This window comes from Stenotrophomonas sp. GZD-301, from assembly GCF_049310345.1.
In the GTDB taxonomy this organism is placed as follows: Bacteria; Pseudomonadota; Gammaproteobacteria; order Xanthomonadales; family Xanthomonadaceae; genus Stenotrophomonas.
In genome coordinates this window covers 27,519-52,116 of the sequence record NZ_JBMOWY010000054.1, presented here as the reverse complement: position 1 = coordinate 52,116, position 24,598 = coordinate 27,519, and the positions used below count along the sequence as shown (strand labels likewise).

Below are 24,598 nucleotides of genomic sequence, written 5' to 3'. Positions count from 1 at the left end.
GACTCAGATCTCCTTGCGCTGCTTGGGCGTAGCGGTCAACTGGGACTGGAACTCGTACTCGATCCGATGGCGGATGGCGCGCAGCGCGTCGCTGTCGGGCAGCAGCTGGAGGTCCTTGCTGTAGTTGTTGGCATCCAGGGTTTCCACCATCTCGCGGACACCCGGGCCGGTACTGAACTGACGCATCTGCAGCGGGATCGCGTCGATGCCGTGCACCAGATACAGGCGCCCCGGGAAACGGGCCACCGCATCCCAGACCGCCTTGCAGTCGGCATCGTCCAACGCGACCTTGCCGTCGCCGTCGGCGCTGCCCTCCTTGAGCACCTCCACCCACTCGTCGGCGTCTACCGCGTGCAGGTTGTCGGGGGTATCGGTGGCCGCCTGGCGCGTCCGCACGATCTTCCACGGCTGGCCGGCCAGCGCCACGCCCTGTGGGCCGGGAATGTCCTGCAGGCGGAAGGCGAAGGTCGGCATCACCTCGGGCGACTCGCTGCGCGGCATGGTCGGCAGCGGGTAGGTCAGGTTGGTCGGGCCGACGAACGACTTGCTGCCGGCATGGACGGTGATGGTGCCCGGGCAGGTGACCGTCAGGTTGCCACCTTCCAGGGTGATGCTGGCGCCGCCGGCGGTGGCCACATGCAGGGTGGTCGGCGCTGCCAGTTCAACTGCGGCGGACGCACTGGCCATGCGCAGGCTGGCCCGCGACTGCACCAGGATCTGGTTGTCCTGGGCCTGCACGATGAGCTCGCCCAGGCCGCTGACCACGCTGAGGCTGTTGCCGGTGGGCGTGCCCATCGTGGCGGCCAGTGCACCGACCGCCTGCCCGCCGTGCAGGCGTGCGCTGCCCTGCACGATGCCTTCGGACGCCAGGCCGCTGGCCAGGGTGAGCACCTCGCCGACCGCCCATTGCAGGCTCTGCCCGGCGACCTGGGCAATGCCAGCGCTGGCCGACAGGCCCAGCGTGGGCTCACCGGTGTGCGGCAGGCGGCCGGGGCCGGCATCGCTGGCGAACGCCGGCGCATCGGTGCGGCCGGTGTCGAACGCGTCGCCGCCGACGGTGGTGCGGGTGCTGCGCAGCAGCTGTGCCAGCGGCGCGGGTTCGTCACCCTGCCCCGCCACGCCGGCATGGCTGGCCAGCACCACGCTGCGATGCGTCTTGGCAGCCTGGTCCTGCGCCTTGCCCAGGTCGCGCAGCTGGGTCAGCAGGGCGGCCTGCGCCGCTGCTTCGCCGGCCGGCGCCTGTGCCGAACGCGACTGTGCGGTGAACCACAGGCCGGCGCGCGCGCGCACCGCGCCCCACGCATCGGTGCGCAGTTCATTGCCTTCGCCGCGCAGGCTGCCGCGGAAGTTGTCGGCCTGGTGGATCAGGTGACCCAGGTTGAGCTGGGTGCTGGCATGGGTGGTAGCCAGCTGCAGCCGCAGCTGGCCATCGCTGTCGTCGAACACCAGCCGCGAATGGCCTTCACCATGCCACTCGCGCGACTGGATGCCCCACAGCGCGGCGGCATTGCGGTGCGCGTCGTCGCCCTTGCCCATCGCATGCCAGGCCGGGGCGTGGCCACCGGCCAGGTTGCCCTGCGCGCTGGCGAGGGTGTCGCCTGCCTGCGCGTAGGCCGCAAGATCGGAGGACGCCGAGGCACCGGCCGGGGTGGGGGCAACGCCGGCTTCGCCGCGGCCGTTGTAGAGCGCCCCGACCACCAGCGGCCGGTCGATGTCACCCTCGAGGAAGGCCACCAGCACTTCCTGGCCCACGCGCGGCAGGAACTGGCTGCCCACGCCCGGGCCTGCATAGCGCTGCGCCACGCGCAGCCAGGCACTGCCGTCGTCGCCGTTGCCCGGGGACTGGAAATGGAAGCGCACCTTGATCCGGCCGAGCGTGTCGCAGGACACCTCGCCGGTGTCGCCGCCGTCGGCCGCGATCACGCGCGCGGTCTGGTAACCCGGCGCGATCGGACGGGGATTCAGGCGCAGGCCGGTGCCATCCTCGCGCGCCGGGCGCCACGGCTGGCGGCGGTCCACGCCGTCGAACGCGTTGGCATAACCGAGCGTTTCGGCACGGGCCTGGAGGCGGGCGAAGCGCTCGGCATCGGCGCCGCTCGACGCCGGCATCGGCTCGCCCAGGCGCTGCTGCAATGCCTCGCGCGTGGCGGTGGGGAAATTGTTGCTGCCCTGGTGCAGCACCCGGGTGACCAGCACGGACGGCGCACCGCCGCGGTCGGCCATCGGCCACTGGCGCACCCCGAACCACGTGCCGGTGCGCAGGCTGGGCGCGGTGCTGCTGCCCAGCCAGGATGCGCCGCGCGATTCGTGCGCCTGCGCGGCCAGGCGGCTGTAGTGCTCGGCCGCGGCGCGGCCGGCGAAGGCGTAGGCACCCACCGGCGCATAGTCCTCCAGCGCGGTGCCGTCCTGCTGCGCCGCCAGCACCGGGGTCTGCCCCTGGCGGGCCTGACGCGAGACGTAGTCGTCGCTGGCCAGCACCAGCCGGGTCACCCCGACACGCTGGGTACGGCCCAGTGCCAGCACGCTGTCGGTGGCTTCGGTGGCATCGCTGCGGTGGAAGCGCAGCCCGCCGTCACGCTCGGCGGTGGCGTCCTGCGCCTGCGCGCCGCTGTCGGCGAACACCACCAGCGCATGGCCGGCCGGGGCGCTCTCGTCTTCCTCGATGCGCCAGCCCAGCCCTTCTTCGGCCAGCAGGCGCTGCATGAAGTCCAGGTCCGACTCGCGGTACTGCACGCAATAGCTGCGCGCCGGCACCGCTGCCAGGAAGTCCACCACTTCATCACTGACCCGCCAGGCGGCATGCGCGCTGTACGGCTCGATCACGCTCTGCAGGATCTCCAGCACCGTGCGTTCCTGGAACACCCGGCTGTGTCGTCCCTGGCCCATCGCCCAGGTCCAGGGCACCAGGCACAGGCGGTAGCGGGCCAGGCCGCCATCGGCGGCGATGCAGGCCGCTTCGCGGACCACGCCACTGCGCACGGCATCGTGACCACCGGTCTGCCGCGAGCGCAGCGTGGCCGTTGTGCCCAGCCAGCCATCCAGATCCAGATGGGCATCGGTGGCGAGCACGTCGACCCACCATTCGAAGCCGTCGGACAGCTGTTCGTGACCCCACCAGCGTTCCACCAGCAGCGGCGCGCCGGCGGCCAGCGCCAGGCGATGCGGACGGCTTTCCCCGTCCATCCCTGCCACGCCCGTCAGCGCGGAAAACACTGCGACTGCATCCTGCATCGTACCCGTCCATTCGCGGCCATCCGGCCGACTCATTGGTCCAGAAACCACCGTGCGCCACGGCTGCCCGGATCGCGGACTGCCATCGTGCACCTCCATGTCCTGCGGACTGCGTCGCATGCGGGATCGTCCACGCACCCCCTGTGCGCTGGACGCATCCGTCGACCGGTCTGCCCGGCGCAAGAATATCGCAGATGGCCGCCCCGTACGGGTTCCGGTCGAACTCTTAGTGCAATTCTTACGCCAATGTCAGAAATCCCTGACGTGAATCCGCCGTGCATGCGGGGGCGTGCTGGTCATTTCCTGACCACCCGGCCACATCCCCTGCGGCACAAGGCGCTTCCCACGCTATCCACAGGTTGACCGCATCCAGGTCCACATCCTGTGTGGACAACCGGGAATGCGACCGGCGGTTTTTTCACCACGGCTGTTCCGGCCTGCCCGCACAAGGGCTGCCGGTGGATATCCACAGGTTTGCCAACGAGACCTCCACACCCGGTGTGGACAACCGGCGACGCTGGCAGGCACCCGGAGCGCGCGCTACCCTGTAGACCCTTTCCCTGCCCGCGGCCCGGTCCCTGGATCGAGGGCCGCCAGACGCAATGACCGCACTGTCCCAACGCGATTTCACCCTGGCCCCGGAGAACAACGAGCAGCTCGCGAACCTGGCCGGCCCCTTCGATGAGCACCTGCGCCAGATCGAGCTCAAGCTCGGCGTGGAGATCGCCAACCGGGGGCATGTGTTCCGAATCACCGGCCCGAAGGCGGTGGTCGACGAGGCGCAGACGCTGGTCGAGGCGTTGTATGCCGAAGCGGCCGAGGTGAGCTTCGACGCGCCTGCCATCCACCTGCGCCTGAACCAGGCCAACGTCGAGCACGTGGTGGAGCGTGCCTACGAGGCCCAGGACGTGGCGATCAAGGTCAAACGCGGCACCGTGCGCGGGCGTGGCGCCAACCAGGCGCGCTACCTGCACCAGATCACCACCCACGACATCAACTTCGGCATCGGCCCGGCCGGCACCGGCAAGACCTTCCTGGCCGTGGCCAGTGCGGTGGAAGCGCTCAACGAATCGCGCGTACAGCGGCTGATTCTGGTGCGCCCGGCGGTCGAGGCCGGCGAGAAGCTCGGCTTCCTGCCCGGCGACCTCAGCCAGAAGGTCGACCCTTACCTGCGCCCGCTGTACGACGCCCTGTACGAAATGCTCGGCGTGGAGAAGGTGCTCAAGCTGCTGGAAAAGAACATCATCGAGATCGCGCCGCTGGCCTACATGCGCGGACGCACGCTAAACGATGCGTTCGTGATCCTGGATGAAGCGCAGAACACCACCGTGGAGCAGATGAAGATGTTCCTGACCCGGCTGGGCTTCGGCTCCACCGCGGTGGTCACCGGCGACCTCACCCAGACCGACCTGCCCAAGCACGTGAAGTCCGGCCTGCGCGATGCCATCGAGGTGCTGCGCGACGTCGAAGGCGTGAGCTTCACCTTCTTCGAGGCGCGTGATGTGGTGCGCCATCCGCTGGTGGCACGCATCGTCAGTGCCTACGACCGCCGCGACCTGCAGCAGGTGAAACCGGGCGCGGAGTAGCCGTAGACTCTCCCCATCGCCGCGCGCACAGGGAGTGCCATGTTTCATCAAGGGAAGAGGCTCGCCATCGTGCTGCTGTCGCTTGCGGCGGTGGCCACGGCAGCCGCCAAGGTGCCCACGGCACCGCAGGCATTCGTCGACACCAGCTATGTCGTTGCCCCGCGCGAAGCCGGCGGCTTCACCCTGGAACACAGCAGCTACGATCCGGGCAGGCGGCTGACCGGTGCCAGCTTCCAGTATCGGCTGGCCGAACACCCGGATGTGGTGGTCAGCGTGTACGTCTATGCCGCCGGGCGGATGGCGCCCGACGACGCGCTCGCCACCGGCATGCAGGCCTTCCGTACGGACCTGCAGCACGCTGTCGATGCGGGCACCTATGCGCAGCTGGAGGAACGCGGCCAGACCGGCTTTGCGCTCTCCCCCGCCGATGTTCCTGCGCCCACTACGCAGCGCGGGGTCGACGATGCAACCCTCTCGGCGATCATCGGGCCGGACCGGGTGAGCGGGCAGAAGCTGCGCCTGGACATGCAGCACACCAACAGCCGTCAGGCGCTGCTCTCCAACGGCTACCTGTTCTACCGGCAGCTGTACTACGTCAAGGTGCGCGTCTCGGCCTTCCGCACGCTGCTGGCCGACACTGCCTTCGATGCACTCGCCGACCGCGCCGCGCGCGCCCTGGTGCCGGCGATGCAGGTGGTCAACGTCGGCGGCTGCGCCAACGCGACCATCCACCTCGACGTCAATGCGACGCCGGCGCAGTCCGCCGCCGAACTGAGCCGCCAGTGGAGGGTGCACAAGGGGTACAACTGCTACGCCTCGGCCGAAGAGGCAGGCATCGCCGAACGCACCCGCAGGGCCGATGTCATCCCGATCCATTACGACGCCTCGGACTGGACGTCGCAGTGACGGCCTGCACGCGCGATACTGTCGCTTCCTGACTGTTCTGAATTGCCGGTATCGCCATGACCAAGGGTCCTGTCCGCCTCGATGTCGCCGTGAGCTACGCCCTGCCCCGTGCCGGGCTGCCCTCGGCGGTGAGCTTCCGCAAATGGGTGGCCGCCGCGCTGAAGGGCCGCATCCGTGAAGCCGACCTGGCCATCCGCCTGGTCGACGCCAAGGAGGGCCAGTCGCTGAACCGGCACTACCGTGGCAAGGATTACGCCACCAACGTATTGAGCTTCCCTGCCGACGTGCCCGAGGGCCTGCCCAAGGGGGTCAAGTTCCCGCTGCTGGGCGACCTGGTGGTCTGTGCGCCGGTGGTGGCCCGCGAGGCCGAGGAACAGGGCAAGGCGCTGAACGCGCATTACGCGCACCTGACCGTGCACGGTGTGCTGCACCTGCTGGGCTGGGACCACGAAGACGACAAGGAAGCCGACGCAATGGAACAACTGGAACGCGAGATCCTGGCCGAACTCGGCATCGCCGACCCCTACGCAGGCGAGCGCTGAGCCATGCGCGCCGAGCCGTTGTCCGACCGCAGCCCCTCGCCGTGGCCGGCGGCGCTGTTCGTACTGGCGCTGCTGGGCTGTGCGCTGGTGTTCCTGCTGGGGCCGGCCAGCCTGGGTGAGGTGCGTTTCGGCATCTGCGCGGTGCTGGCCGTGCTGGCGCTGGCCCTGCTGGCACCGGCGCGTCGTGGCGGCCGGGCCGCCTGGGCCCGGTTGAGCGCGCCCACGCAGCGCCGCATCCGCATCATCGCCGCCCTGACCTGCGCCACCAGCCTGGTGGCCACCCAGGTGATCGGTTTCGTGCTGCCGCGTTATCTGTCCGACCCCTCCGATCCGAGCCACAGCCCGGGCGGATTCGGTGCGCTGATGGTGCTCGGGCTGGTGGCCGCGCTGACCGCGCCGTCGGCCTGGCGCACCCTGTACCGGGCGCTGCACCGCGACCGTCCGACGCCGGAGCAGCAGCCGTTCTTCCGCGCCAGCGCTGCCCAGTTGGGCTTCCTGTTCGGCTTGGCGGTGCTGTGCGTGCGCATGCTGCCTGCGGCGGCCCTGCAGCTGGAGCAGGCGTCCGCCGGTTCATCGCTGTGGATGACGGTGGCAGGCGCGTTGCGGGTGCAGGCCTGGCTGTCGCACTGGACGCTGCTGTTCCTGCTGCTCACCGCGGTCGGCTGGGCGTTCCGCCGCTGGCGGCGTGCCCCTGCCGACCTTGCCCGTTCGTGATGGAGCCGTGGTAATGCTGTCCAGACTCTCTATCGGCCTGATGGCCCTGCTGCCGCTGGCCGCCGGCGCCGCCGACGCCCCCCTGCTCGACCTGCCCGCCCTGATCGAATGCCGCCAGAGCGTGGCCGACTACGCGGCCGTGGCTGCGGTGGTCGCCGACCCGCTCAAGGCCGTGGCCAACGGCCTGCAGCCGCTGCCGCAGACCAACCAGTTCATGACCGAGTTCCGCCTGGCCACCCCGCTGACGGTGTTCGGCCAGCGCACCGAGTACGTCGCCGTGGCCGGCGCCAGCATCATGGCGATCCTGGACCTGGCCGACCCGCGCGCCCTGGCCGGCACCCTGAAGCTGGAGACCGCCGTCGACAACCCGGAAAAGTTCATGGCCGGCCACGAGCTGGTCAGCCGCGACGTGACCGACCCGACGACCGGCGAAGCGCTGATCGAATCGGTGATCCTGAGCCTGTCCACGGTCAAGACCCACCCGGGCAAGACCCTGGCCGGGTGCACCTACAGCCTGGACCTGCCGCCGGAGGAGGAGGCGCCGGAATCGCCGTCCGCCCTGCCCGTCCCGTCGGTGAATGCGGCCCCTGCCGGAGGGCGCTGACAGCGCCGCGCATCCTGCTAGACTAAATCCAACGCCCGGCTCGCCGGGTGCCTTTTTTCCAGAGATGTCTGAAGACGACAGTAGCAGCTCCTCCGCGGAGCACATTGAGAAGAAGCGCAGCTGGCTTGAACGCCTGACCTCTGCCTTCTCCGGCGAACCCCACACCCGCGACGAGCTGGTGGCGGTCCTGCACACCGCACAGGAAGACGGCCTCATCGCCGCCGATACCCTGCGCATGATGGAAGGCGCGATCTCGGTAGCCGAGCTCACCGTCGGCGACGTGATGATCTCGCGTTCGCAGATGGTGTCCCTGCCGGTCGAAGCGCCTTTCCTGGACCTGATGAAGCAGGTGGTCGAATCCGGCCATTCGCGCTTCCCGGTCCACGGTGACAACAAGGACGACATCCTCGGCATCCTGCTGGCCAAGGACCTGCTGCGCGGCGTGGTTGCCGACAACGGGCCGGCCAACATCCGTGAGCTGCTGCGCCCGGCGGTGCTGATCCCCGAGGCCAAGAAGCTCAACGTGCTGCTCAAGGAGTTCCGGCTCTCGCGCAACCACATGGCCATCGTGGTCGACGAGTACGGCGGTGTCGCCGGGCTGGTCACCATCGAGGACGTGCTGGAGCAGATCGTCGGCGAGATCGATGACGAGCACGACGAGGCCGAGGACCACACCGCGCAGATCGCGATCCAGGCCGACGGCCAGTACGTGGTCGATGCACTGACCCCGATCGAGGATTTCAACGAGCGGTTCGGTGCCACCTTCCCCGACGACGACTACGACACGATCGGCGGCCTGGTGACCGAAGCCATCGGCCACCTGCCGGAAACCGGCGACGAGCTGACCCTGGACCGCTTCGTGTTCCGGGTGGCGCGTGCCGATGCGCGCCGCGTGCAGGCCTTCCACGTGACCGTGCTGGCCCCCGACGTACAGGACGAGGATTGACCCACGCCATGCGGCCCCTGCTGATGCGGTGGCCGTTGTGCCGCCTGTTGTTCCTGTCGTGGCTTCTTGCCCTGGCCAGCCTGCCGTCGATGGCGCTGGCCCAGGACGCCCCTGCCCCGCCGCCGGCGCCTGTCGCCGCTGACGCCGCCTCGGCCCCGCCGCGCATCGGCGTAGTGACCATGCAGCCGGGCGAAATCTTCTTCGAGCGTTTCGGCCACGATGCACTGGTGGTCGTGGACCCGGTGACCGGCGCGGCCACGTCCTACAATTTCGGCTACTTCGATCCGTCCGAACCGGACTTCATCGGCCGCTTCGTGCGCGGCGAGATGATGTACTACCTGGTGGCGCTGCCGCTGGAGCAGGACCTGTCCTATTACCGCGACAGCGGCCGCGGCGCCAGCATCCAGTGGCTGGACCTGGACCCGCAGCAGGCGCGCACGCTGGCCGCTTCGCTGGCCGAGCGCGCCAAGCCGGAGAACGCGCGCTACCACTACGACTACTACACCGCCAACTGCGCCACGATGGTGCGCGACGCGGTCGACCAGGCCCTCGGCGGCGGGCTGCATTCGCAACTGTCCGGGCGCTCGCGCGGCAATACCTACCGCAGTGAATCGGTGCGGCTGGCCTCGCCGTCGCCGTGGATGTGGCTGGGCTTCGATATCGGGCTGGGGCCGTTCGCCGATGCGCCGCTGTCGCGCTGGCAGGAAGCGTTCGTGCCGATGCGGCTGGCCGATGCGCTGCGCCAGGCCCGCAACAGCGACGGGCGCCCGCTGGTGCAGGCCGAGCAGGTGCTGCTGCCGCACCGGATCGCCCCGGAGCCGGCCGAATCGGCGCGCCGCTGGTGGCCGTGGCTGCTGTGTGGCCTGATCGCCGCTGCCGGCGTGGTGGCGCTGCGGGCGCGGCGGCGCTGGCTGGGCGGTATCGCCCTGCCGTTCTGGCTGTTCTGCGGCATTGCCGGTGCACTGCTGACCTACCTGTGGGGCTTCAGCGCACATCAGGCGGCGTGGGCCAACCGCAACCTGCTGCAGCTCTCGCCGCTGTGCCTGCTGCTGTTGCCCGGCGCCATCAGCCTGCTGCGCGGCCGCCAGCCGTGGCGCGGCTTCCGCGTCGTGCTGTGGGCGGTGGCGCTGCTGTCCGGGCTGGGCCTGGTCCTGCACTGGCTGACCCTGCAGGCGCAGTACAACCTGCAGTGGATCGTACTGCTGCTCCCGATCCACATCGCCCTGGCCTGGGTGCTGGGCCGCCGTGACCTGCCCGTCACCCCCCGCTGACGCACGATGCCCGCCATGCAGACCGTACCGATCGACAATCCCGCCTGCGTCATCAACTGCGTTCACTACGATGACCAGGGCAAGCGCCACGACATCAGCCTGGACGCGATCAGCGACGTGATCGAAAGCGGCAACGGCTTCGTCTGGGTAGGCCTGTACGAGCCCGACGACAGCGTGCTGCTGAAGCTGCAGGAAGAGTTCTGCCTGCACTCGCTGGCCATCGAGGATGCACGCAACGCGCACCAGCGGCCGAAGGTGGAGGCGTACGGAAATTCGCTGTTCGTGGTGGTGACCACCGCGCAGATGGTGGACGAGCGCATCCAGTACGGCGAAACGCATGCCTTCCTCGGCCCGCGCTTCCTGGTCACGGTGCGCCACGGCGCGTCGCTGTCCTACGCCGCGCCGCGCGCGCGGGTGGAACGCGAGCCGGACCTGCTGCGCCGCATGGGCCCGTCGTACTGCCTGTACGCGGTGCTGGACTTCGTGGTCGACAACTACCTGCCCATCACCCAGCGCTACCGCGACACGCTGGAGCTGCTGGAGAAGGACATCTTCGCCGACCGCTACAAGCGTCAGACCGTGGTGCGGCTGTACGAACTCAAGCGCGAACTCAACAAGATGCGCATGGCGGTGGCCCCGCTGCAGGACATGCTCTCGCAGATCAAGCGCTACCAGGGCGAGCTGGTGCCGGACGAAGTCAAGCTGTACCTGCGCGACGTGCACGACCATGCGGTGCGGATCAGCGATGTGATCGACACACTGCGCGAGATGCTGGGCACCGCACTGAGCGTGAACCTGTCGCTGGTGACGCTGGCCCAGGGCGAGACGGTCAAGCGCCTGGGCGCGTGGGCCGCCCTGCTGGCGGCCCCGACCCTGATCACCAGCTGGTACGGCATGAATTTCACCCACATGCCCGAGCTGGACAAGCCGTGGGCCTACCCGGCGATGATCATCGGGGTGGGCGCGGTGTGCGTGGGCCTGTATCGCCTGTTCAAGCGGGTCCGCTGGCTGTAAGGCGAGGGTGTACCGACCAACGGTCGGTACCTACCCATCAGGTCTGGCCAGCCCCACCCGTCAGGCCTGGCGACACCCGTCCATCAAGCGACGTAGACGGTCTTGATGTTCATGAACTCATGGATGCCGTGGTCGGCCAGTTCGCGGCCGAAGCCGGACCGCTTGGTGCCGCCGAACGGCAGGCGCGCATCGCTCTTGACGATGGCGTTGACGAACGCGGCGCCGCATTCCAGACGCTTGGCGATCGCTTCGCCACGCACCGGATCGCCGCTCCACACGCTGCCACCGAGACCGAAGGTGGTGTCGTTGGCCACGCGCAGCGCGTCGGCATCGTCGCGCACGCGCAGAATCGCGGCGACCGGCCCGAACAGCTCTTCGTCATAGGCCGGCATGCCCGGCGCCACATGGTCGAGGATGGTGGCCGGGTAACCGGCGTGGGAACCGGCCACCGGCTCGCCGCCAAGCAGCACGGTGGCGCCCTTGGCCACGCTGGCCTGCACCTGCTTGTGCAGCTCATCACGCAGGTCGGCACGCGCCATCGGCGCCAGGGTGGTCTTGGCGTTCTGCGGGTCGCCATAGACGCGTTCGGCGGCCGCCGCGACGAACTTCGCCACAAAGGCATCGGCGATCGCATCGACCACCACAAAGCGCTTGGCGGCGATGCAGGTCTGCCCGCTGTTGTCGAACCGCGACTTCACCGCCGCGGCAACGGTCTTGTCCAGATCTGCGTCATCGAGCACCACGAACGCGTCGCTGCCGCCCAGCTCCATCACGCACTTCTTGAGCTGGTCACCGGCATTGGCGGCGATCGAGCGCCCGGCGCGTTCGCTGCCGGTCAGCGTGACTGCCTTGACCCGCCTGTCACGCAACACCTCGGCCGCCTGGTCGTTGTCGATGTGCAGCACATCGAATACACCGTCGGGCAGGCTGCCATCGCGGCACACGGCCAGGATCAGGTCGGCGCACTGCGGCACGTTGCTGGCGTGCTTGAGCAGCGCCACATTGCCGGCCATGAAGGCCGGGGCGAGGAAGCGGAACACCTGCCAGATCGGGAAGTTCCACGGCATCACCGCGAACACGCAGCCGATCGGCTCGTAGCGCACATAGCTGCGCTGGGCCTCGGTGTCGATCAGCTGCGGTTTGAGGTAGTCGGCGGCGTGGTCGGCGTAGTACTCGCAGGCCTGCGCACACTTCTCGATCTCGGCCAGCGCCTCGCCCTTGAGCTTGCCCATTTCGCTGGTCATCGCCTGCTGGATGTCGTCCCTGCGCGCGCGCAGCTGCGCGGCGATGCCGCGCAGGATGCCGCCACGCTCCTGCAGCGAGCGCGCCGACCACAGCGGGAAGGCGGTGGCCGCCGCCGCCAGGCGCTGTTCGATCCCGGCGGCATCCAGCAGTTCGTGGCGGTAGGTGACCTGGCCGGTCGCGGGATTGACGATTTCAACGGTCATCGTGGTACTCCGGAAGACAGACCGCCATTCTGCGCCCGCCCCTGTGAGCCGGATGTTGCCGGAGCTGGCCGGGACGGCAGCGCGGATGCGACACAGCGTCGCGGCCGTGCAGCGCCCGGCGCTACCCCTTGTCCTGGAGCGCCATCTGCAGGTCGCGCTGGCGGCGTTTCTCGCCGCGGGCGGTGATGTACCAGCCGATCACGGCCGCCACCGATACCGCCAGCACCATCAGCGTGGCCAGGGCATTGATCTCCGGCTTGATGCCCATGCGCACCGAGGCGAACACCTTCATCGGCAACGTGGTGGAGTTGGGGCCCGCCACGAAACTGGCGATCACCACGTCGTCCAGCGACAGCGTGAAGGCGAGCAGCCAGCCGGCCACCAGCGCCGGTGCGATGATCGGCAGCGTGATCTGGAAGAACACCTTCAGGCGCCCTGCCCCGAGGTCCATCGCGGCCTCTTCCAGCGAACGGTCCAGTTCCTGCAGGCGCGAGGACACCACCACCGTCACGAACGACAGGGTGAAGGTGACATGCGCGATCCAGATCGTGACCACGCCGCGGCTCGGGAAGCCGGGAATGCCGCCCATCGACACCAGCAGGGTCATCAGCGAGAAGCCGAGAATGACTTCGGGCATCACCAGCGGCGCGGTGATCAGCGCCCCGAACACGGTTTTGCCCGGGAACCGCCGGAAACGGGTCATCACCATCGCTGCCATCGTGCCCAGCACAGTGGCGGCGGTGGCGGTCCAGAACGCCACTTCCAGGCTGATCCACAGCGCATCCAGGATCTGCCGGTTGTTGAACAGCTCCCCGTACCAGCGGGTGGAGAAGCCCGACCACACCGTGGCCAGCTTGGAGGCGTTGAAGGAATACACCATCAACAGCAGGATCGGCAGGTACAGGAAGGCAAAGCCCAGCCCCAGCACGCCCCAGCCCAGCCAGCGGTTGCCGCGCACCATGCTCATGACAGTTTCCCTTCCAGCTCGCGCTGCTGGAAGCGGTTGAAGACCAGGATCGGCACCAGCAGCAGCGCCAGCATCACGATCGCCACCGCCGAGGCCGTGGGCCAGTCGCGGTTGTTGAAGAATTCGCCCCACAGCACCCGGCCGATCATCAGCGTGTCCGGCCCGCCGAGCATCTCGGGAATCACGAATTCGCCCACCGCCGGGATCATCACCAGCATGCAGCCGGCGATGATGCCGCTGCGCGACAGCGGCAGGGTGATGCTGAGGAACGCGCGCCACGGTTTGGCGCCGAGGTCGTACGCCGCCTCCAGCAGGCGATGGTCAAGCTTGACCAGATTGGCGTACAGCGGCAGCACCATGAACGGCAGGTAGCAGTACACGATGCCGATGTACGCGGCGGTCGGGGTGTACAGGATCTGCAGCGGCGCATCGATCAGGCCCAGCTTCATCAACCACTGGTTGAGCAGGCCGTTGCGGTCCAGGATGCCGATCCACGCATACACGCGGATCAGGAACGAGGTCCACGAGGGCAGCACCACCAGCATCATCGCCACGTTGCGCGCGGCCGGCGACATCCGCGAGATCACATACGCCATCGGGTAGCCGATCAGCAGCGTGAGCAGCGTGGAGATCAGCGCGATCTTGATCGAGCTCAGGTACGCCAGCACGTACTGGTTGTCCTTCACCAGCGCGGCGTAGTTGCCAAGGTTGAGCTTGAGCGAGAACGCCCCGTCCACGTATTCGAGCAGCCACGTGTACGGCGGCGAGCCCACCTGCGTGCGCGCGAAGGAGATCATCAGGATGATCACGAACGGCACCGCGAAGAACAGCAGCAGCCACAGGTACGGCGCGGCGATCACGCCGCTGCGCGTGCCGGGGAGCCAACGCTTCCAGCCGGTGGCGTTCATGCGGTGAGCACCACGCCGTCGTTGTCGCGCCAATGCACCCACACGCTGTCGCCCCAGGTCAGCCCGTCGCTGGCCCAGCGCTGCGAGTTGGCGAAGTTGGACAGCACCTTGGCGCCGCTCGGCAGGCGCACGTGGTACACCGAATGGCTGCCGAAGTAGGCGATTTCCTCAATGACGCCCTGGGCCTTGTTGGTGGCACCGTCCGGCTCGTCCTTGCCGATCATCACCTTCTCCGGCCGCAGCGCGAAGGCGACCGGCTGGCCTTCGTAACCGGTGATGCCGTGGGCGACGTAGATCGGGGCCGGGAACAGCGGGGTGCGCACGGTGACGTACTCCGGCAGGTCCTCGTCGATGACCCCGTCGAACAGGTTCACCGAGCCGATGAACTCGGCGACGAAGCGGTTGGCGGGCTGCTCGTAGATCTCGTCCGGCTTGCCGACCTGCTGGATCCAGCCGGCATCCATCACCGCGATGCGGGTGGCCATCGTCATGGCCTCTTCCTGGTCGTGGGTGACCATCACGCAGGTCACCCCGGAGGTCTCGATGATGTTGACCAGTTCCAGCTGCATCTGCGACCGCAGCTTCTTGTCCAGCGCGCCCATCGGCTCATCCAGCAGCAGCAGCTTGGGCCCCTTGGCCAGCGACCGTGCCAGCGCCACACGCTGCTGCTGGCCGCCGGAGAGCTGGTGCGGCCTGCGCTTGGCCAGCCTGCCCATCTGCACCAGCTCCAGCATCTCGCCCACGCGCGTGCGGATCGCATCGCGCGTCAGCCCGTCCTGCTTCAGGCCGAAGGCGATGTTCTGTTCCACGGTCATGTGCGGGAACAGCGCGTAGGACTGGAACATCATGTTGATCGGGCGCTGGTACGGCGGCAGCGCGTTGATGCGCTGGCCGTCCAGGTCGATGCTGCCCGCGGTGGGCGTCTCGAAGCCGCCCAGGCAGCGCAGCAGGGTCGACTTGCCGCTGCCCGACCCGCCCAGCAGGGCGAAGATCTCGCCCTTCTTCACGTCCAGGCTGACGTCGTCAAGCGCGACGAAGCCGTCGAACTCCTTGCGCAGCGCGCGGATGGACAGATAGCCCGGTTCGAGGACCGGCACGACCTCGCCTTCCGGCTTGGCTTCTAATGGCATGGGGAGCGGCTCCGGGAGCACGGCGGGACGGGGGGGAGGATCCCATTTTAACGGTCGCGGCGGCGTCATGGGCCGCAACCGACACCGCCGGCACAGGGCCGGCGGTTGAAGGGGCGTACCGGACGGGGGCGGTTCAGCGCCCGGTCTTGACCTCGGTCCACAGCCGCGTATAGAGCTTGTCCGCTTCCGGGGTGTTGATCGAGTAGGTGAACATCTTGGCGGCCACGTCGGCCGGCGGGTAGATGGTCGGGTCGTTGCGGATGGCCGCGTCCACCAGCGGCGTGGCCGTGGTCACCGGGTTGGCGTAGTGGATGAAGTTGGTGTTGGCCGCGGCGACCTTGGGTTCGAGCAGGTAGTTGATGAAGGCGTAGGCGGCCTCGGGGTGCTTGGCATCCTTGGGGATGGCCAGCATGTCGAACCACTGCGGGGCGCCTTCGCGCGGGATCGAATAGGCCACGGTGACGCCGTTGTCGGCCTCGGCGGCACGGTCGCGGGCCTGGATGATGTCACCGGACCAGCCCACCACCAGGCAGGTACCGCCGTTGGCCAGCGAGCCCACGTACTGCGAGGAGTGGAAGTTCTGCACGTACGGGCGGATGCTCTTGAGCAGCGCGGCGGCCTTCTGCAGGGTGGCCGGGTCGTTGCTGTGCGGATCTTCGCCCAGGTAGTGCAGCGCGATCGGGATCATGTCCGACGGGGTGTCCAGGATGGTCACGCCGCAGTCCTTCATCTTGGCGATGTTCTCCGGCTTGAACACCAGATCCCAGCTGTTGGCGATCTCGGTGCTGCCCCCGAAGCGCTGCTTGAGCAGCTCCACGTTGTAGCCGATGCCGGTGGTGCCGATCATGTAGGGCACGCCGTACTGGTTGCCCGGATCCTGCTGGGCGATGCGCTTCATCATCTCCGGGTCGAGGTTGCCCAGGTTCGGAATCTTGCTCTTGTCCAGCGGCAGGAACACGCCGGCCTTGATCTGGCGCCCGAAGAAGTTCAGCGTCGGCACCACCACGTCGTAGCCGCTGTCGCCGGCCAGCAGCTTGGTTTCGACCATTTCATCGCTGTCGAACACATCGTAGGTCACCTTGATGCCGGTGTTCTTCTCGAAGTCCGGAATGGTGTTCTCGGCGATGTAATCGCTGTAGTTGTAGACGTTCAGCACCTTGGCGTCTTCCTGTTTGCCGCCGCCACAGGCGCTGAGCAGGGATACGGCAATGCCGAGGGTGAGGATTCGCAGCTTCATCGGACTCTCCACAGGTCAGGTGCGAGATGGGGGAACCGGCCGGACCGGCAAGACGGGTGCCAGCCTACCGGGCGCGCGCCCATTTTCCCAGCACGCGGCCCTCACGGCCTTGCCGCACCGGGCGCGTGGCGGCACTCAGACGTTGAGCAGCAGGAACTCGCGCTCCCACGAACTGATCACCCGGAAGAAGGTCTCGTACTCCTTGCGCTTGACCGAGACATAGGCCCGGCAGAAGCGCTCGCCAAGCATCTCGCGCAGTTCCGGGCAGCCTTCCAGCCCGTCCAGCGCCTCGCCCAGCGAGCGCGGCAGGTCGTAGCCCAGCTCCTTGGCGCTGCCGCCGATCGGCGCGGTCGGCGAGCCCTGCTCGCGGATGCCGAGCAGGCCGGCCGCCAGCGTCGCGGCCATCGCCAGGTACGGGTTGGCGTCCGAACCGGCAAAGCGGCTCTCCACGCGCATGTTCTCCGGGGTGTCCATCGGCACGCGCAGCCCGCAGGTGCGGTTGTCGAAGCCCCAATGCACGTTGCTCGGCGACACCTCGCCGAACACCAGCCGGCGGTACGAGTTCACGTTGGGCGCGAAGAAGGCCATCGCCATCGGCACATACTTCTGCAGGCCGGCCAGGTAGTGGCCGAAGATCGGGCTGAAGTCTTCGCCGCCGTTGTCGCCACTGAACACATTCTGGCCGTCGCTGATCCGTATCAGGCTCTGGTGTATGTGCATGGCGCTGCCCGGCTCGGTCTCCATCGGCTTGGCCAGGAAGGTGGCGTACACCCCGTGACGCATCGCCGCCTCGCGCATGGTGCGCTTGAACAGGAACACCTGGTCGGCCAGGTCCATCGCATCGGCGTGGGTGAAATTGACCTCCAGCTGCGCCGCACCGGATTCGTGGATCAGCGTGTCCACGTCCAGCTTCATCGCGTCGCAGTAGTCGTACATCAGGTCGAGGATCGGATCGAACTCGTTGACCGCATCGATGGAGTAGGACTGGCGTGCGGTTTCCGGACGTCCCGAGCGGCCGGCGGGCGGCAGCAGCGGGAAGTCCGGGTCGGTGTTCTTCTGCACCAGGAAGAACTCCAGCTCCGGCGCCACCACCGGGCGCAGGCCCAGTGCCGTATAGCCGTCCAGCACCCGCCGCAGCACGTTGCGCGGGGCCAGCTCGTGCGGTTGGCCGGTCTTGGTGTAGCAGTCGTGGATCACCTGCGCGGTCGGATCGGTTGCCCACGGCACCATGCGCACCGTGTCCGGGTCCGGCCGCAGGATCATGTCCGAATCCGACGGCGAGGTCAGTTCGTAATAGTCGTCCGGGAACTCGCCGGTCACGGTGGTGGCGAAGATGCCCTCGGGCAGCCGCGTCCCGTAGTCATGGGAGAACTTGTCGGCCGGAATGATCTTGCCGCGCGCGTTGCCGGTGATGTCCGGCACCAGGCACTCCACCTCGGTGATGCGCCGGTCCTTGAGCCAGCGCAGCAGCACGCTTTCCTGCGGGACGGGCGGCGTGGCGGTTTTCTTGCGCGAGCGCGTTCGGGTGGTCATGACCGGTCTGCTGTAGAGGAGTAGCGGCGACAAGCATCGCCGAACGCACGGAAAATACCGTGATAGAACGCATCGCTGGCGACACGCCATTCCGGGTGCCACTGTACGCCGAGGACGAACCGGTGCGCCGGACTGCGCGCGGCCTCGATCAGCCCGTCCGGCGCGCGTGCCTCGACCTGCAGGCCGGGCGCGAGCCGGTCGATGCCCTGCCCGTGCACCGAATTGACCCTCGCCGTGTCCGCGCCGGCCCATCCGGCCAGCCAGCCGCCCGGTGTGAGCGCGACACTGTGGGCCGGTCCGTACTGTACGTCCACCGGGGCGGTGGGGTCCTCGCGATGATCCCGCATTCCCGGCACCGCCTGCACGCAGGGATGCAGGCTGCCCCCCAGCACGACATTCAGTTCCTGGAAGCCCCGGCAGATGGCGAGCACCGGCAGGTCGCGTGCCAGCGCCGCCGACAGCAGCGCGAACGCCGTGGCATCGCGCGCCGGGTCGTGCGGGTTGCCGGGCCAGGACGGCGGGCCCTCGTAGTGGTGCGGTTCGATGTTGCTGACCGCACCGGTCAGCAGCAGACCCTGCAGCCGGTCCAGCCACGGCCCGGCCGGCAGCGGCGGTTGCAGGCTCGGCAGCAGCACCGGCACCACGCCGGCCGCCTGGACCAGCGCCTGCACGTACTTTTCGCCCGCCATCGCAAACCGGTGATGGCCCAGCAGCAGGCTGTCGGTGGGCAGGCCGACCCAGGGTGACGGGTCCATGCAACGTGCTCGGATGACCTGGCTGCACGGTACGCCGGCACGCGCGGGCCGCGCAAGCGCGCCCTCCACGATGCGTTGCCGGCGTTGCTGGCATGCTGTGCGCATGACTGACGTTCCCCCCATCCCCTGCCGGTGCCACGCATGAGCGGCACCGCCGTCGCGCATGCCCCGAGCTGGTACGCCGACAGCGTGCCGCCCGTGGCCGCCCACGCGCCGCTGCGCGGCGACCACGTGGCCGACGTCTGCGTGCTGGGTGCCGGCTACACCGGCCTGTCCGCCGCGCTCGCGCTGGCCGAGCGCGGCTATCGGGTGATCGTGCTCGAAGGGCAGCGGGTCGGCTGGGGCGCATCCGGACGCAATGGCGGCCAGGCCATCGTCGGCTACGGCTGCGAAGTGGACACGTTGGAACGCCTGGTCGGCCCTGCCGACGCCCGCCTGCTGTTCGATTTTTCGCGTGACGGCATGCGCCTGCTGCGCGATCGCCTCCAGCGCCACCAGATCCAGTGCGACTGGCGCGATGGCCATGCCAGCGTGCCGATCAACGCTCGCCAGGAACGCGCGGTGCGCGCGGGCCTGATCGCACTGGCCGAACGCTACGACTATCCACTGCAGTGGTGGGACCGGGACCAGCTCCAGCAGCAGCTGGACAGTCCGCGCTATCGCGGGGCGATGTTCGATGCTGCCAGCGGCCACCTGCATCCGCTGGCCTATGCGCAGGGCCTGGCACGCGCGGCGGCGTGCGCCGGCGCGGTCATCCACGAGCACTCGCCGGTGCTGCGGCTGGAACGGGGCACGCGCCCGCGGCTGCGCACCGCCGTCGGCAGCGTCAGCGCCAGCCACGTGGTGATCGCCGGCAACGCCCTGCTGCAGGGCATCGCGCCGGCTCAGGAAGCGCGGATCATGCCGGTGGGGACCTACATCGGCGCCTCGGAGGTGCTGGGGCAGGCGCGCGCGCAGGCGCTGATCCGCAACGACATGGCGGTGGCCGACGTGAGCTGGGCGCTGGACTACTTCCGCCTCAGCCACGACCACCGCCTGCTCTTCGGCGGGCGGGCCAGCTACTCGGCACTGCCGCCGCCGGGCCTACGCGGGGTCATGACGCGGCGCATGCACAAGGTGTTCCCGCAACTGGCCGATGTGGGCATGGAGTACGTCTGGGGCGGCCTGATCGACATCACCCGCAACCGTGCGCCGGACTGGGGCCGCCTGGACCCGAACGTGTACTACGCGCAGGGATTCTCCGGTCACGGCGTGGCCGCCGCCGGGCTGGCCGGCGCGGTGCTGGCCGAGGCCATTGCCGGGCAGGCGGAGCGGCTGGACGTATTTGCCCGCATTCCGCACCGCCGGTTCCCGGGGGGCCGTGCGCTGCGCACCCCGCTGCTGGTGGCGGCGATGTCCTGGTACAAACTGCGCGACGCGTTGTGGTGATCGGATGTGAATGTGAAATGCGTCAATTCATTCACGCTTACATACTGATGATTACGTCACATTTCACACGGCAACGCACGATTCACTTCACAAAAACGCAGGTAATTTCACCTCGCGATTGCAACCCCTGGAATCTGCCGATACTGTCCCGTCTTGAGGGAGTGCTGCCTGGATGGATTTTCCGCCGCGACGGAATAGCGGCTTCATACGACACGCAGGGGAGTCGCACGATTGGATTGGTGGAGAAACGGACTTCAACTGAACCTGCGCATTCGGCCCGTTGGCCTTGCCTTGGCCGCGGTATATGCCCTCGTCTGCTGGGCAGCACGCCAGTATTCCATTGACCAGTTCAATCTGACGGCCGGCGTCCGTGTCGCCGCGCTGCTGGTGTGCCCGCCGCGTCTGTGGGCCTATCTCATCCTCGGCGAATACGCCTATTTCGCCCAGGTACGTATCCCGATGATCGACAAGTACGGCCTGGCCTGGGTCGTACTGGGCTCGGCGTGCCTGATGCCGGCTGTGGCGCTGGTGGTCCAGCTGCATCGCCGCCGCATGCAGGTCACCTCGGAAACATGGCTGCTCTCCGTGGCCGCCTGTGCAGCCGTACTCACCGCGCTGATCAAGCTCAGCCTGTCCCATCTCCTCTGGCCGATCCCACCGGCCAACCCGTTCCTCACCAGCGCCGTACGGTATGCGCTGGGCGATTACATCGGGATTCTCACGCTCGCCCCGCTTGCGCTGCTCTGGGCCAGGCGCAGCACGCCCTACGACTGGAACGTGTGGCGCCGTCCGGCCACGGTCGCATCGCTGGCTTCACTGCTGGCGATCGGGGTGTTCGCCGCGCTGCTGCCGGAAGCAGCGGCCGCCGCCAAGACCAGCCTCCAGCTGCTGATGGCAGTGCCGGTCATCGTGCTGACCTGCATGCACGGCTGGCGCGGGGCGGCCATCGGCGTCTCGCTGCTCAACCTCATCATCAACGCGACTACGCCGAGCACCGGCCTGCCCGGTTCCTACGACGCGCGTACCTTCATGACCCAGCAGCTCATCGCGGTGGCCTGTACCGCCCTGCTCGTGCTGGGCTCGCGCATTACCCATTACTACCATCAGTACGCCGCCCGGGCGCGCGATGGGGAACACGCGGTGTCGGTCTCCCGCAATGCGCACCTGGCCAATGAAATGGATCTGCGTGAGCGCGCGCTCGACCTCCGGCGCATTGCCGACAACATCGAGGATTCCATCACCGAAGCCGTCGCGCTGCTGCGCGTGCACGGTCACAACGAGCCGGCGGCCAGGCTGCTGGATGCGTCCGCAGCCCACTCCCGCCAGTTCCGTGAGAAGACCAGCATGGTCTATCCCACCGCATTGGAGCAGGTTGGGCTGTATCTGGTGCTGCAGGCCGGCGGCATCCGCGAGGCCTGGGACACCAGCCATCGCGTGGTCGCATCACACCTGACCGGCGACCCCTGCCAGATGAGCGTTGGCCTCCAGCTGGCGACGTACCGTACGTTGACCGAGGCGGTGTCGCTGCTGCTCAGGAACGAATACGGGCAGATCCGCGTCAGCGCACGCTGTGGCCAGCTGGGTGGGCAACGCGGCATTCTGGTCAGCGTGGCGCTGCTGGACAGGCACCGTCCGCTCTCCGGGGAGACCGTGACGATGGCGCTCGAGCGGTTGACCGCGCGCCCGCTGGCGTATGGCGGCACCGTGCAGTGCCGCGGAAACCGCATCCGCATGGTGCTGGTGGAGGCGGCGACCCCGCCGGTTCACGGCAGGATGGCGCCCCGGTACGAGACGTCGCACTACAATCCTGCCTGATCCAACCGTCCGGGCCGGGCAGTCAACGCCGCGGGTGACCGTGGCCACCCGCGGCACCGTGCGCTGGATTACGCGCCAGTCAACGGCCCTGCCCGGTCGGCTCGACCGACCACACGGCATCGGCGCCGTCACCGTAGACGACGAGCGCGAAGTCCGCCTGCTGGTACACCACGTACCGCACCGCCGCCGCCGGCACCGCCAGGCGACGCGACGGCAACGACGTCCGCGCCGCGATCCGGCCGGCAGGCAACGTCCAGAACTGATCGCCGGCGTGGCCGACGATCACGCGCACCTGGCCGGCAAGATCGTTGACCTGGTAATACGCAATGCCATCGCGCTCGAAACCGTACACAAGCCAGTTCGGGTTGTGGCTCAGATTCTCCGCGACCGGAAGGGATTCCCCCAATCCGCTTTTCGCCAAGGGCTTTCCGTTTCCGTCGTCAAGACAGCAACTTGCCATGCCAATTGCCGGAAGGGAAAGCAGAGCTAGACTCAATACCACACCATGAGAGCGGGAAAATCGCACAGGCACCTCCTTATTGAGAATGACGAACAGCATCCATGAAAACAGCATCGTCGCCGCACTACGCTGCGGATCGTGAAGCATAGCGACGTGCCCAGCATATGCATCGGGACCGCCAGGCGCCATGCCGAGGCCGGATATCCGGCCCCGGGCGCGTGGTGGCGGGCATATACCGGGACCGGGTGGGTGGCCGCGCGGGACGATGGCGACATAACCGCCGGGCAGACGGCGCGTACTGCAGCCCCGCATTGCACGCACGCGGTTATGTCGCTACTGTCCCCTGCGGACACGCCACGCGCCTTGATGGATCGCCGCATGAACCCGGTACCGGCCTGATATGAACCGCAGGGACGATGTGGGGCTGGACTGGTGGAACAACGGCCTGCAACTGCGCCTTCACTTCCAGCCGACGGGAATGGCGCTTGCCGTGCTGTATGCCCTGGCCTGCTGGACCGCGCGCCAGTATTCGCTGGACCAGTTCTACCTGCCTGCCGGCATTCGCGTCGCCGCCCTGCTGCTCTGTCCGCCACGCCTGTGGGGATACCTGATTCTGGGGGAATACGCGTACTTCGCCCACATGCGCATCCCGATGATCGACGGCTACGGGCTGCCGTGGGTCGTACTGGGCTCGGCCTCCCTGATGCCGGCCGTGGCGCTGGTCGTTTACCTGCACCGTCACTGGATGCGGCCCCCCTCGGAGGCGTGGCTGCTCCCGGTGGCCGCCGGCGCCGCCGTCGTGGCCACGGTGCTGAAGGTCGCCCTCCCCTACCTGCTCTGGCCGACGCCCCCGACCACCCCGTGGACAGCGGCCGCGATACGCTACGCCCTCGGCGACTTCCTCGCCATTCTGGCCCTCGCCCCACTCGCCCTGCTCTGGTCACGGCGACACCTTGCCCCCGGTTGGAACCCGCGGCTGGTGGTGCCCACGGTCGCGTTGATGGTGGTGATGGGGGCACTTGCGCTGGCCTCCACGCTAACGCCGCCCGGCGCCGCCGGGGCACGGACCGGCGTACTGCTGCTGATGGCCTTGCCGGCCATCGCGCTGACCTGCCTGCATGGGTGGCGTGGCGCCGCGATCGGTGTGCCGCTGCTGACGCTGCTGGTCCACTTCACCACGCCCAGCACCGGCACGCCGGGCTCGTTCGATGCAGCGACATTTGCCATGCAGCAGAGCATGGCGGTCATCAGCATCGCCTTGCTGGCACTGGGGTCCATCATCAGCCATTACCGGCGCCAGCATCGTTCGCGCGACGTGGATGAGCGCAGGGTGGTCGCCTCGACCCGCAGCTCGCTGATCGCAAGCGAGATGGAGCTGCGCGACCGGGCGCTGCACCTGCGCCGGATCGGCGAGGGAATGGACCTCTCCCTTGGCGACGTCATGGACTGGCTGAACGCGCATGGCCACCACGACGCGGCCAGCCGGCTCGAACAGACCTCGGCCGCGCATTCGCGCGAGTTCCGCGCACTGGCCAGCATGGTCTATCCCACCGCGCTCGAACAGCTCGGGCTGTACCTGGCACTGCAGACCGGCGGTGTTCGCGAGGCGTGGGACCAGACCCACCGCATCGCCCGGCCCCGATTGGCCGGCGACCCCTGCCAACTGACCATCGGCCTGCAGCTGGCCGCCTACCGCACGTTGACCGATGCGGTGTCGCTGCTGCTCGAACATGAAACCGGGCAGCTCCTTCTCCGCGCACGCTGTGGCCACCTGCGAGGGCGGCGCGGCATCTTCCTGTCCGTGGCACTGCTGGACACCCGGCGGCATCTGTCCGAGGCGACCACCGCCCTGCTTGCCGCGCGGTTGACCGCACGCGCGCTGGCCTACGGCGGCGTGGTGCAGTGCCGCGGCAACCGGGTCCGGCTGGTCCTGCTGGAGATGCCGGTCGCTGCGCCGGCCAGGAGCAGCACCGTGGCGGGCCATTGACCCGTGGCGCGCCACGCTGCGACCGTTGGCCACTTCCGCCGGCCGGCAGGCGCGCCTAAAGTTTCATATGAAATGGCCGCTATCCCTGCCGACCCACTCGACTCCGAGCGTACGCC

The 24,598-nt window shown here is 68.3% G+C and carries 20 protein-coding genes; 11 read left to right on the top strand and 9 right to left on the bottom strand.

Going from position 1 to position 24,598, the window contains the following annotated elements:
• Window positions 1–3: 3 nt before the first annotated feature.
• Entirely contained in the window at window positions 4–3,231 is a 3,228-nt protein-coding gene (locus ACO6VK_RS14800; protein ID WP_422508393.1) for a type VI secretion system Vgr family protein, read from the bottom strand.
• 602 nt (window positions 3,232–3,833) lie between these two features.
• Here ACO6VK_RS14800 and ACO6VK_RS14795 point away from each other — a divergent pair.
• From ACO6VK_RS14795 to ACO6VK_RS14760, 8 genes are all read left to right on the top strand, one after another.
• Window positions 3,834–4,817, top strand: a complete 984-nt coding sequence (locus ACO6VK_RS14795; protein WP_422508391.1) for a PhoH family protein — start codon at window positions 3,834–3,836, stop codon at window positions 4,815–4,817.
• Between the two features lie 39 nt (window positions 4,818–4,856).
• Window positions 4,857–5,723, top strand: a complete 867-nt coding sequence (locus ACO6VK_RS14790; protein WP_422508389.1) for a hypothetical protein — start codon at window positions 4,857–4,859, stop codon at window positions 5,721–5,723.
• 56 nt (window positions 5,724–5,779) lie between these two features.
• Window positions 5,780–6,265 (top strand): rRNA maturation RNase YbeY, encoded by a 486-nt coding sequence (gene ybeY, locus ACO6VK_RS14785; protein WP_411850526.1) that lies wholly within the window; start codon window positions 5,780–5,782, stop codon window positions 6,263–6,265.
• 3 nt (window positions 6,266–6,268) lie between these two features.
• Complete coding sequence (locus tag ACO6VK_RS14780; protein ID WP_422508386.1) at window positions 6,269–6,979, top strand: hypothetical protein; 711 nt, start codon at window positions 6,269–6,271, stop codon at window positions 6,977–6,979.
• A gap of 13 nt (window positions 6,980–6,992) precedes the next feature.
• On the top strand, window positions 6,993–7,583 hold the full coding sequence (locus ACO6VK_RS14775) for a hypothetical protein (protein ID WP_422508384.1): 591 nt from the start codon (window positions 6,993–6,995) through the stop codon (window positions 7,581–7,583).
• 64 nt (window positions 7,584–7,647) lie between these two features.
• Entirely contained in the window at window positions 7,648–8,529 is an 882-nt protein-coding gene (locus tag ACO6VK_RS14770; protein WP_422508382.1) for an HlyC/CorC family transporter, read from the top strand.
• 8 nt (window positions 8,530–8,537) lie between these two features.
• A complete protein-coding gene (locus ACO6VK_RS14765) occupies window positions 8,538–9,800 on the top strand; it encodes a DUF4105 domain-containing protein (protein ID WP_422508380.1) in 1,263 nt (420 codons plus the stop codon).
• A gap of 15 nt (window positions 9,801–9,815) precedes the next feature.
• Window positions 9,816–10,814 carry a magnesium and cobalt transport protein CorA gene (locus tag ACO6VK_RS14760; protein ID WP_422508378.1) on the top strand — a complete coding sequence of 333 codons (999 nt, stop codon included), beginning with the start codon at window positions 9,816–9,818 and terminating at the stop codon, window positions 10,812–10,814.
• An 83-nt stretch (window positions 10,815–10,897) separates the two neighbouring features.
• Here ACO6VK_RS14760 and ACO6VK_RS14755 read toward each other — a convergent pair whose 3' ends face one another.
• The 7 genes from ACO6VK_RS14755 to ACO6VK_RS14725 form a co-directional block, all read right to left on the bottom strand.
• On the bottom strand, window positions 10,898–12,262 hold the full coding sequence (locus ACO6VK_RS14755; protein WP_422508376.1) for an NAD-dependent succinate-semialdehyde dehydrogenase: 1,365 nt from the start codon (window positions 12,260–12,262) through the stop codon (window positions 10,898–10,900).
• Window positions 12,263–12,383: 121 nt separating this feature from the next.
• Entirely contained in the window at window positions 12,384–13,229 is an 846-nt protein-coding gene (locus ACO6VK_RS14750; RefSeq protein ID WP_422508374.1) for an ABC transporter permease subunit, read from the bottom strand.
• Window positions 13,226–14,137, bottom strand: coding sequence for an ABC transporter permease subunit (locus tag ACO6VK_RS14745; protein ID WP_422508372.1), 912 nt, complete (start codon window positions 14,135–14,137; stop codon window positions 13,226–13,228). Before ACO6VK_RS14745 ends, ACO6VK_RS14750 begins: the two co-directional genes overlap by 4 nt.
• Entirely contained in the window at window positions 14,134–15,267 is a 1,134-nt protein-coding gene (locus tag ACO6VK_RS14740; protein WP_422508370.1) for an ABC transporter ATP-binding protein, read from the bottom strand. Before ACO6VK_RS14740 ends, ACO6VK_RS14745 begins: the two co-directional genes overlap by 4 nt.
• A gap of 133 nt (window positions 15,268–15,400) precedes the next feature.
• Complete coding sequence (locus ACO6VK_RS14735; RefSeq protein ID WP_422508368.1) at window positions 15,401–16,504, bottom strand: polyamine ABC transporter substrate-binding protein; 1,104 nt, start codon at window positions 16,502–16,504, stop codon at window positions 15,401–15,403.
• A gap of 135 nt (window positions 16,505–16,639) precedes the next feature.
• Window positions 16,640–18,037 (bottom strand): glutamine synthetase family protein, encoded by a 1,398-nt coding sequence (locus ACO6VK_RS14730; protein WP_422508366.1) that lies wholly within the window; start codon window positions 18,035–18,037, stop codon window positions 16,640–16,642.
• A complete protein-coding gene (locus ACO6VK_RS14725) occupies window positions 18,034–18,792 on the bottom strand; it encodes a gamma-glutamyl-gamma-aminobutyrate hydrolase family protein (RefSeq protein ID WP_422508364.1) in 759 nt (252 codons plus the stop codon). Before ACO6VK_RS14725 ends, ACO6VK_RS14730 begins: the two co-directional genes overlap by 4 nt.
• Before the next feature lie 141 nt (window positions 18,793–18,933).
• On the opposite strand from ACO6VK_RS14725, the gene ACO6VK_RS14720 reads away from it, so the two are divergent.
• Together ACO6VK_RS14720 and ACO6VK_RS14715 are read left to right on the top strand one after the other, a co-directional pair.
• The gene (locus ACO6VK_RS14720) at window positions 18,934–20,220 is read left to right on the top strand and encodes an NAD(P)/FAD-dependent oxidoreductase (protein ID WP_422508362.1); all 1,287 of its coding nucleotides are present in this window, start codon (window positions 18,934–18,936) and stop codon (window positions 20,218–20,220) included.
• A 291-nt stretch (window positions 20,221–20,511) separates the two neighbouring features.
• On the top strand, window positions 20,512–22,035 hold the full coding sequence (locus tag ACO6VK_RS14715; protein WP_422508360.1) for an MASE1 domain-containing protein: 1,524 nt from the start codon (window positions 20,512–20,514) through the stop codon (window positions 22,033–22,035).
• 79 nt (window positions 22,036–22,114) lie between these two features.
• Here ACO6VK_RS14715 and ACO6VK_RS14710 read toward each other — a convergent pair whose 3' ends face one another.
• Window positions 22,115–22,642, bottom strand: coding sequence for a hypothetical protein (locus ACO6VK_RS14710; RefSeq protein ID WP_422508358.1), 528 nt, complete (start codon window positions 22,640–22,642; stop codon window positions 22,115–22,117).
• Between the two features lie 253 nt (window positions 22,643–22,895).
• On the opposite strand from ACO6VK_RS14710, the gene ACO6VK_RS14705 reads away from it, so the two are divergent.
• The gene (locus tag ACO6VK_RS14705) at window positions 22,896–24,482 is read left to right on the top strand and encodes an MASE1 domain-containing protein (protein WP_422508356.1); all 1,587 of its coding nucleotides are present in this window, start codon (window positions 22,896–22,898) and stop codon (window positions 24,480–24,482) included.
• Window positions 24,483–24,598: the final 116 nt, after the last annotated feature.

Bases quoted from the DNA above. Each gene is read 5' to 3' on its own strand.
- ACO6VK_RS14760 (WP_422508378.1), top strand. From the start codon at position 9,816: ATGCAGACCGTACCGATCGACAATCCCGCCTGCGTCATCAACTGCGTT.
- ACO6VK_RS14740 (WP_422508370.1), bottom strand. From the start codon at position 15,267: ATGCCATTAGAAGCCAAGCCGGAAGGCGAGGTCGTGCCGGTCCTCGAA.
- ACO6VK_RS14770 (WP_422508382.1), top strand. From the start codon at position 7,648: ATGTCTGAAGACGACAGTAGCAGCTCCTCCGCGGAGCACATTGAGAAG.
- ACO6VK_RS14800 (WP_422508393.1), bottom strand. From the start codon at position 3,231: ATGCAGGATGCAGTCGCAGTGTTTTCCGCGCTGACGGGCGTGGCAGGG.
- ACO6VK_RS14720 (WP_422508362.1), top strand. From the start codon at position 18,934: ATGAGCGGCACCGCCGTCGCGCATGCCCCGAGCTGGTACGCCGACAGC.
- ACO6VK_RS14745 (WP_422508372.1), bottom strand. From the start codon at position 14,137: ATGAACGCCACCGGCTGGAAGCGTTGGCTCCCCGGCACGCGCAGCGGC.
- ACO6VK_RS14730 (WP_422508366.1), bottom strand. From the start codon at position 18,037: ATGACCACCCGAACGCGCTCGCGCAAGAAAACCGCCACGCCGCCCGTC.
- ACO6VK_RS14780 (WP_422508386.1), top strand. From the start codon at position 6,269: ATGCGCGCCGAGCCGTTGTCCGACCGCAGCCCCTCGCCGTGGCCGGCG.
- ACO6VK_RS14765 (WP_422508380.1), top strand. From the start codon at position 8,538: ATGCGGCCCCTGCTGATGCGGTGGCCGTTGTGCCGCCTGTTGTTCCTG.
- ACO6VK_RS14705 (WP_422508356.1), top strand. From the start codon at position 22,896: ATGAACCGCAGGGACGATGTGGGGCTGGACTGGTGGAACAACGGCCTG.
- ACO6VK_RS14790 (WP_422508389.1), top strand. From the start codon at position 4,857: ATGTTTCATCAAGGGAAGAGGCTCGCCATCGTGCTGCTGTCGCTTGCG.
- ACO6VK_RS14710 (WP_422508358.1), bottom strand. From the start codon at position 22,642: ATGCTTCACGATCCGCAGCGTAGTGCGGCGACGATGCTGTTTTCATGG.
- ACO6VK_RS14755 (WP_422508376.1), bottom strand. From the start codon at position 12,262: ATGACCGTTGAAATCGTCAATCCCGCGACCGGCCAGGTCACCTACCGC.
- ACO6VK_RS14775 (WP_422508384.1), top strand. From the start codon at position 6,993: ATGCTGTCCAGACTCTCTATCGGCCTGATGGCCCTGCTGCCGCTGGCC.
- ybeY (WP_411850526.1), top strand. From the start codon at position 5,780: ATGACCAAGGGTCCTGTCCGCCTCGATGTCGCCGTGAGCTACGCCCTG.
- ACO6VK_RS14735 (WP_422508368.1), bottom strand. From the start codon at position 16,504: ATGAAGCTGCGAATCCTCACCCTCGGCATTGCCGTATCCCTGCTCAGC.
- ACO6VK_RS14750 (WP_422508374.1), bottom strand. From the start codon at position 13,229: ATGAGCATGGTGCGCGGCAACCGCTGGCTGGGCTGGGGCGTGCTGGGG.
- ACO6VK_RS14725 (WP_422508364.1), bottom strand. From the start codon at position 18,792: ATGGACCCGTCACCCTGGGTCGGCCTGCCCACCGACAGCCTGCTGCTG.
- ACO6VK_RS14795 (WP_422508391.1), top strand. From the start codon at position 3,834: ATGACCGCACTGTCCCAACGCGATTTCACCCTGGCCCCGGAGAACAAC.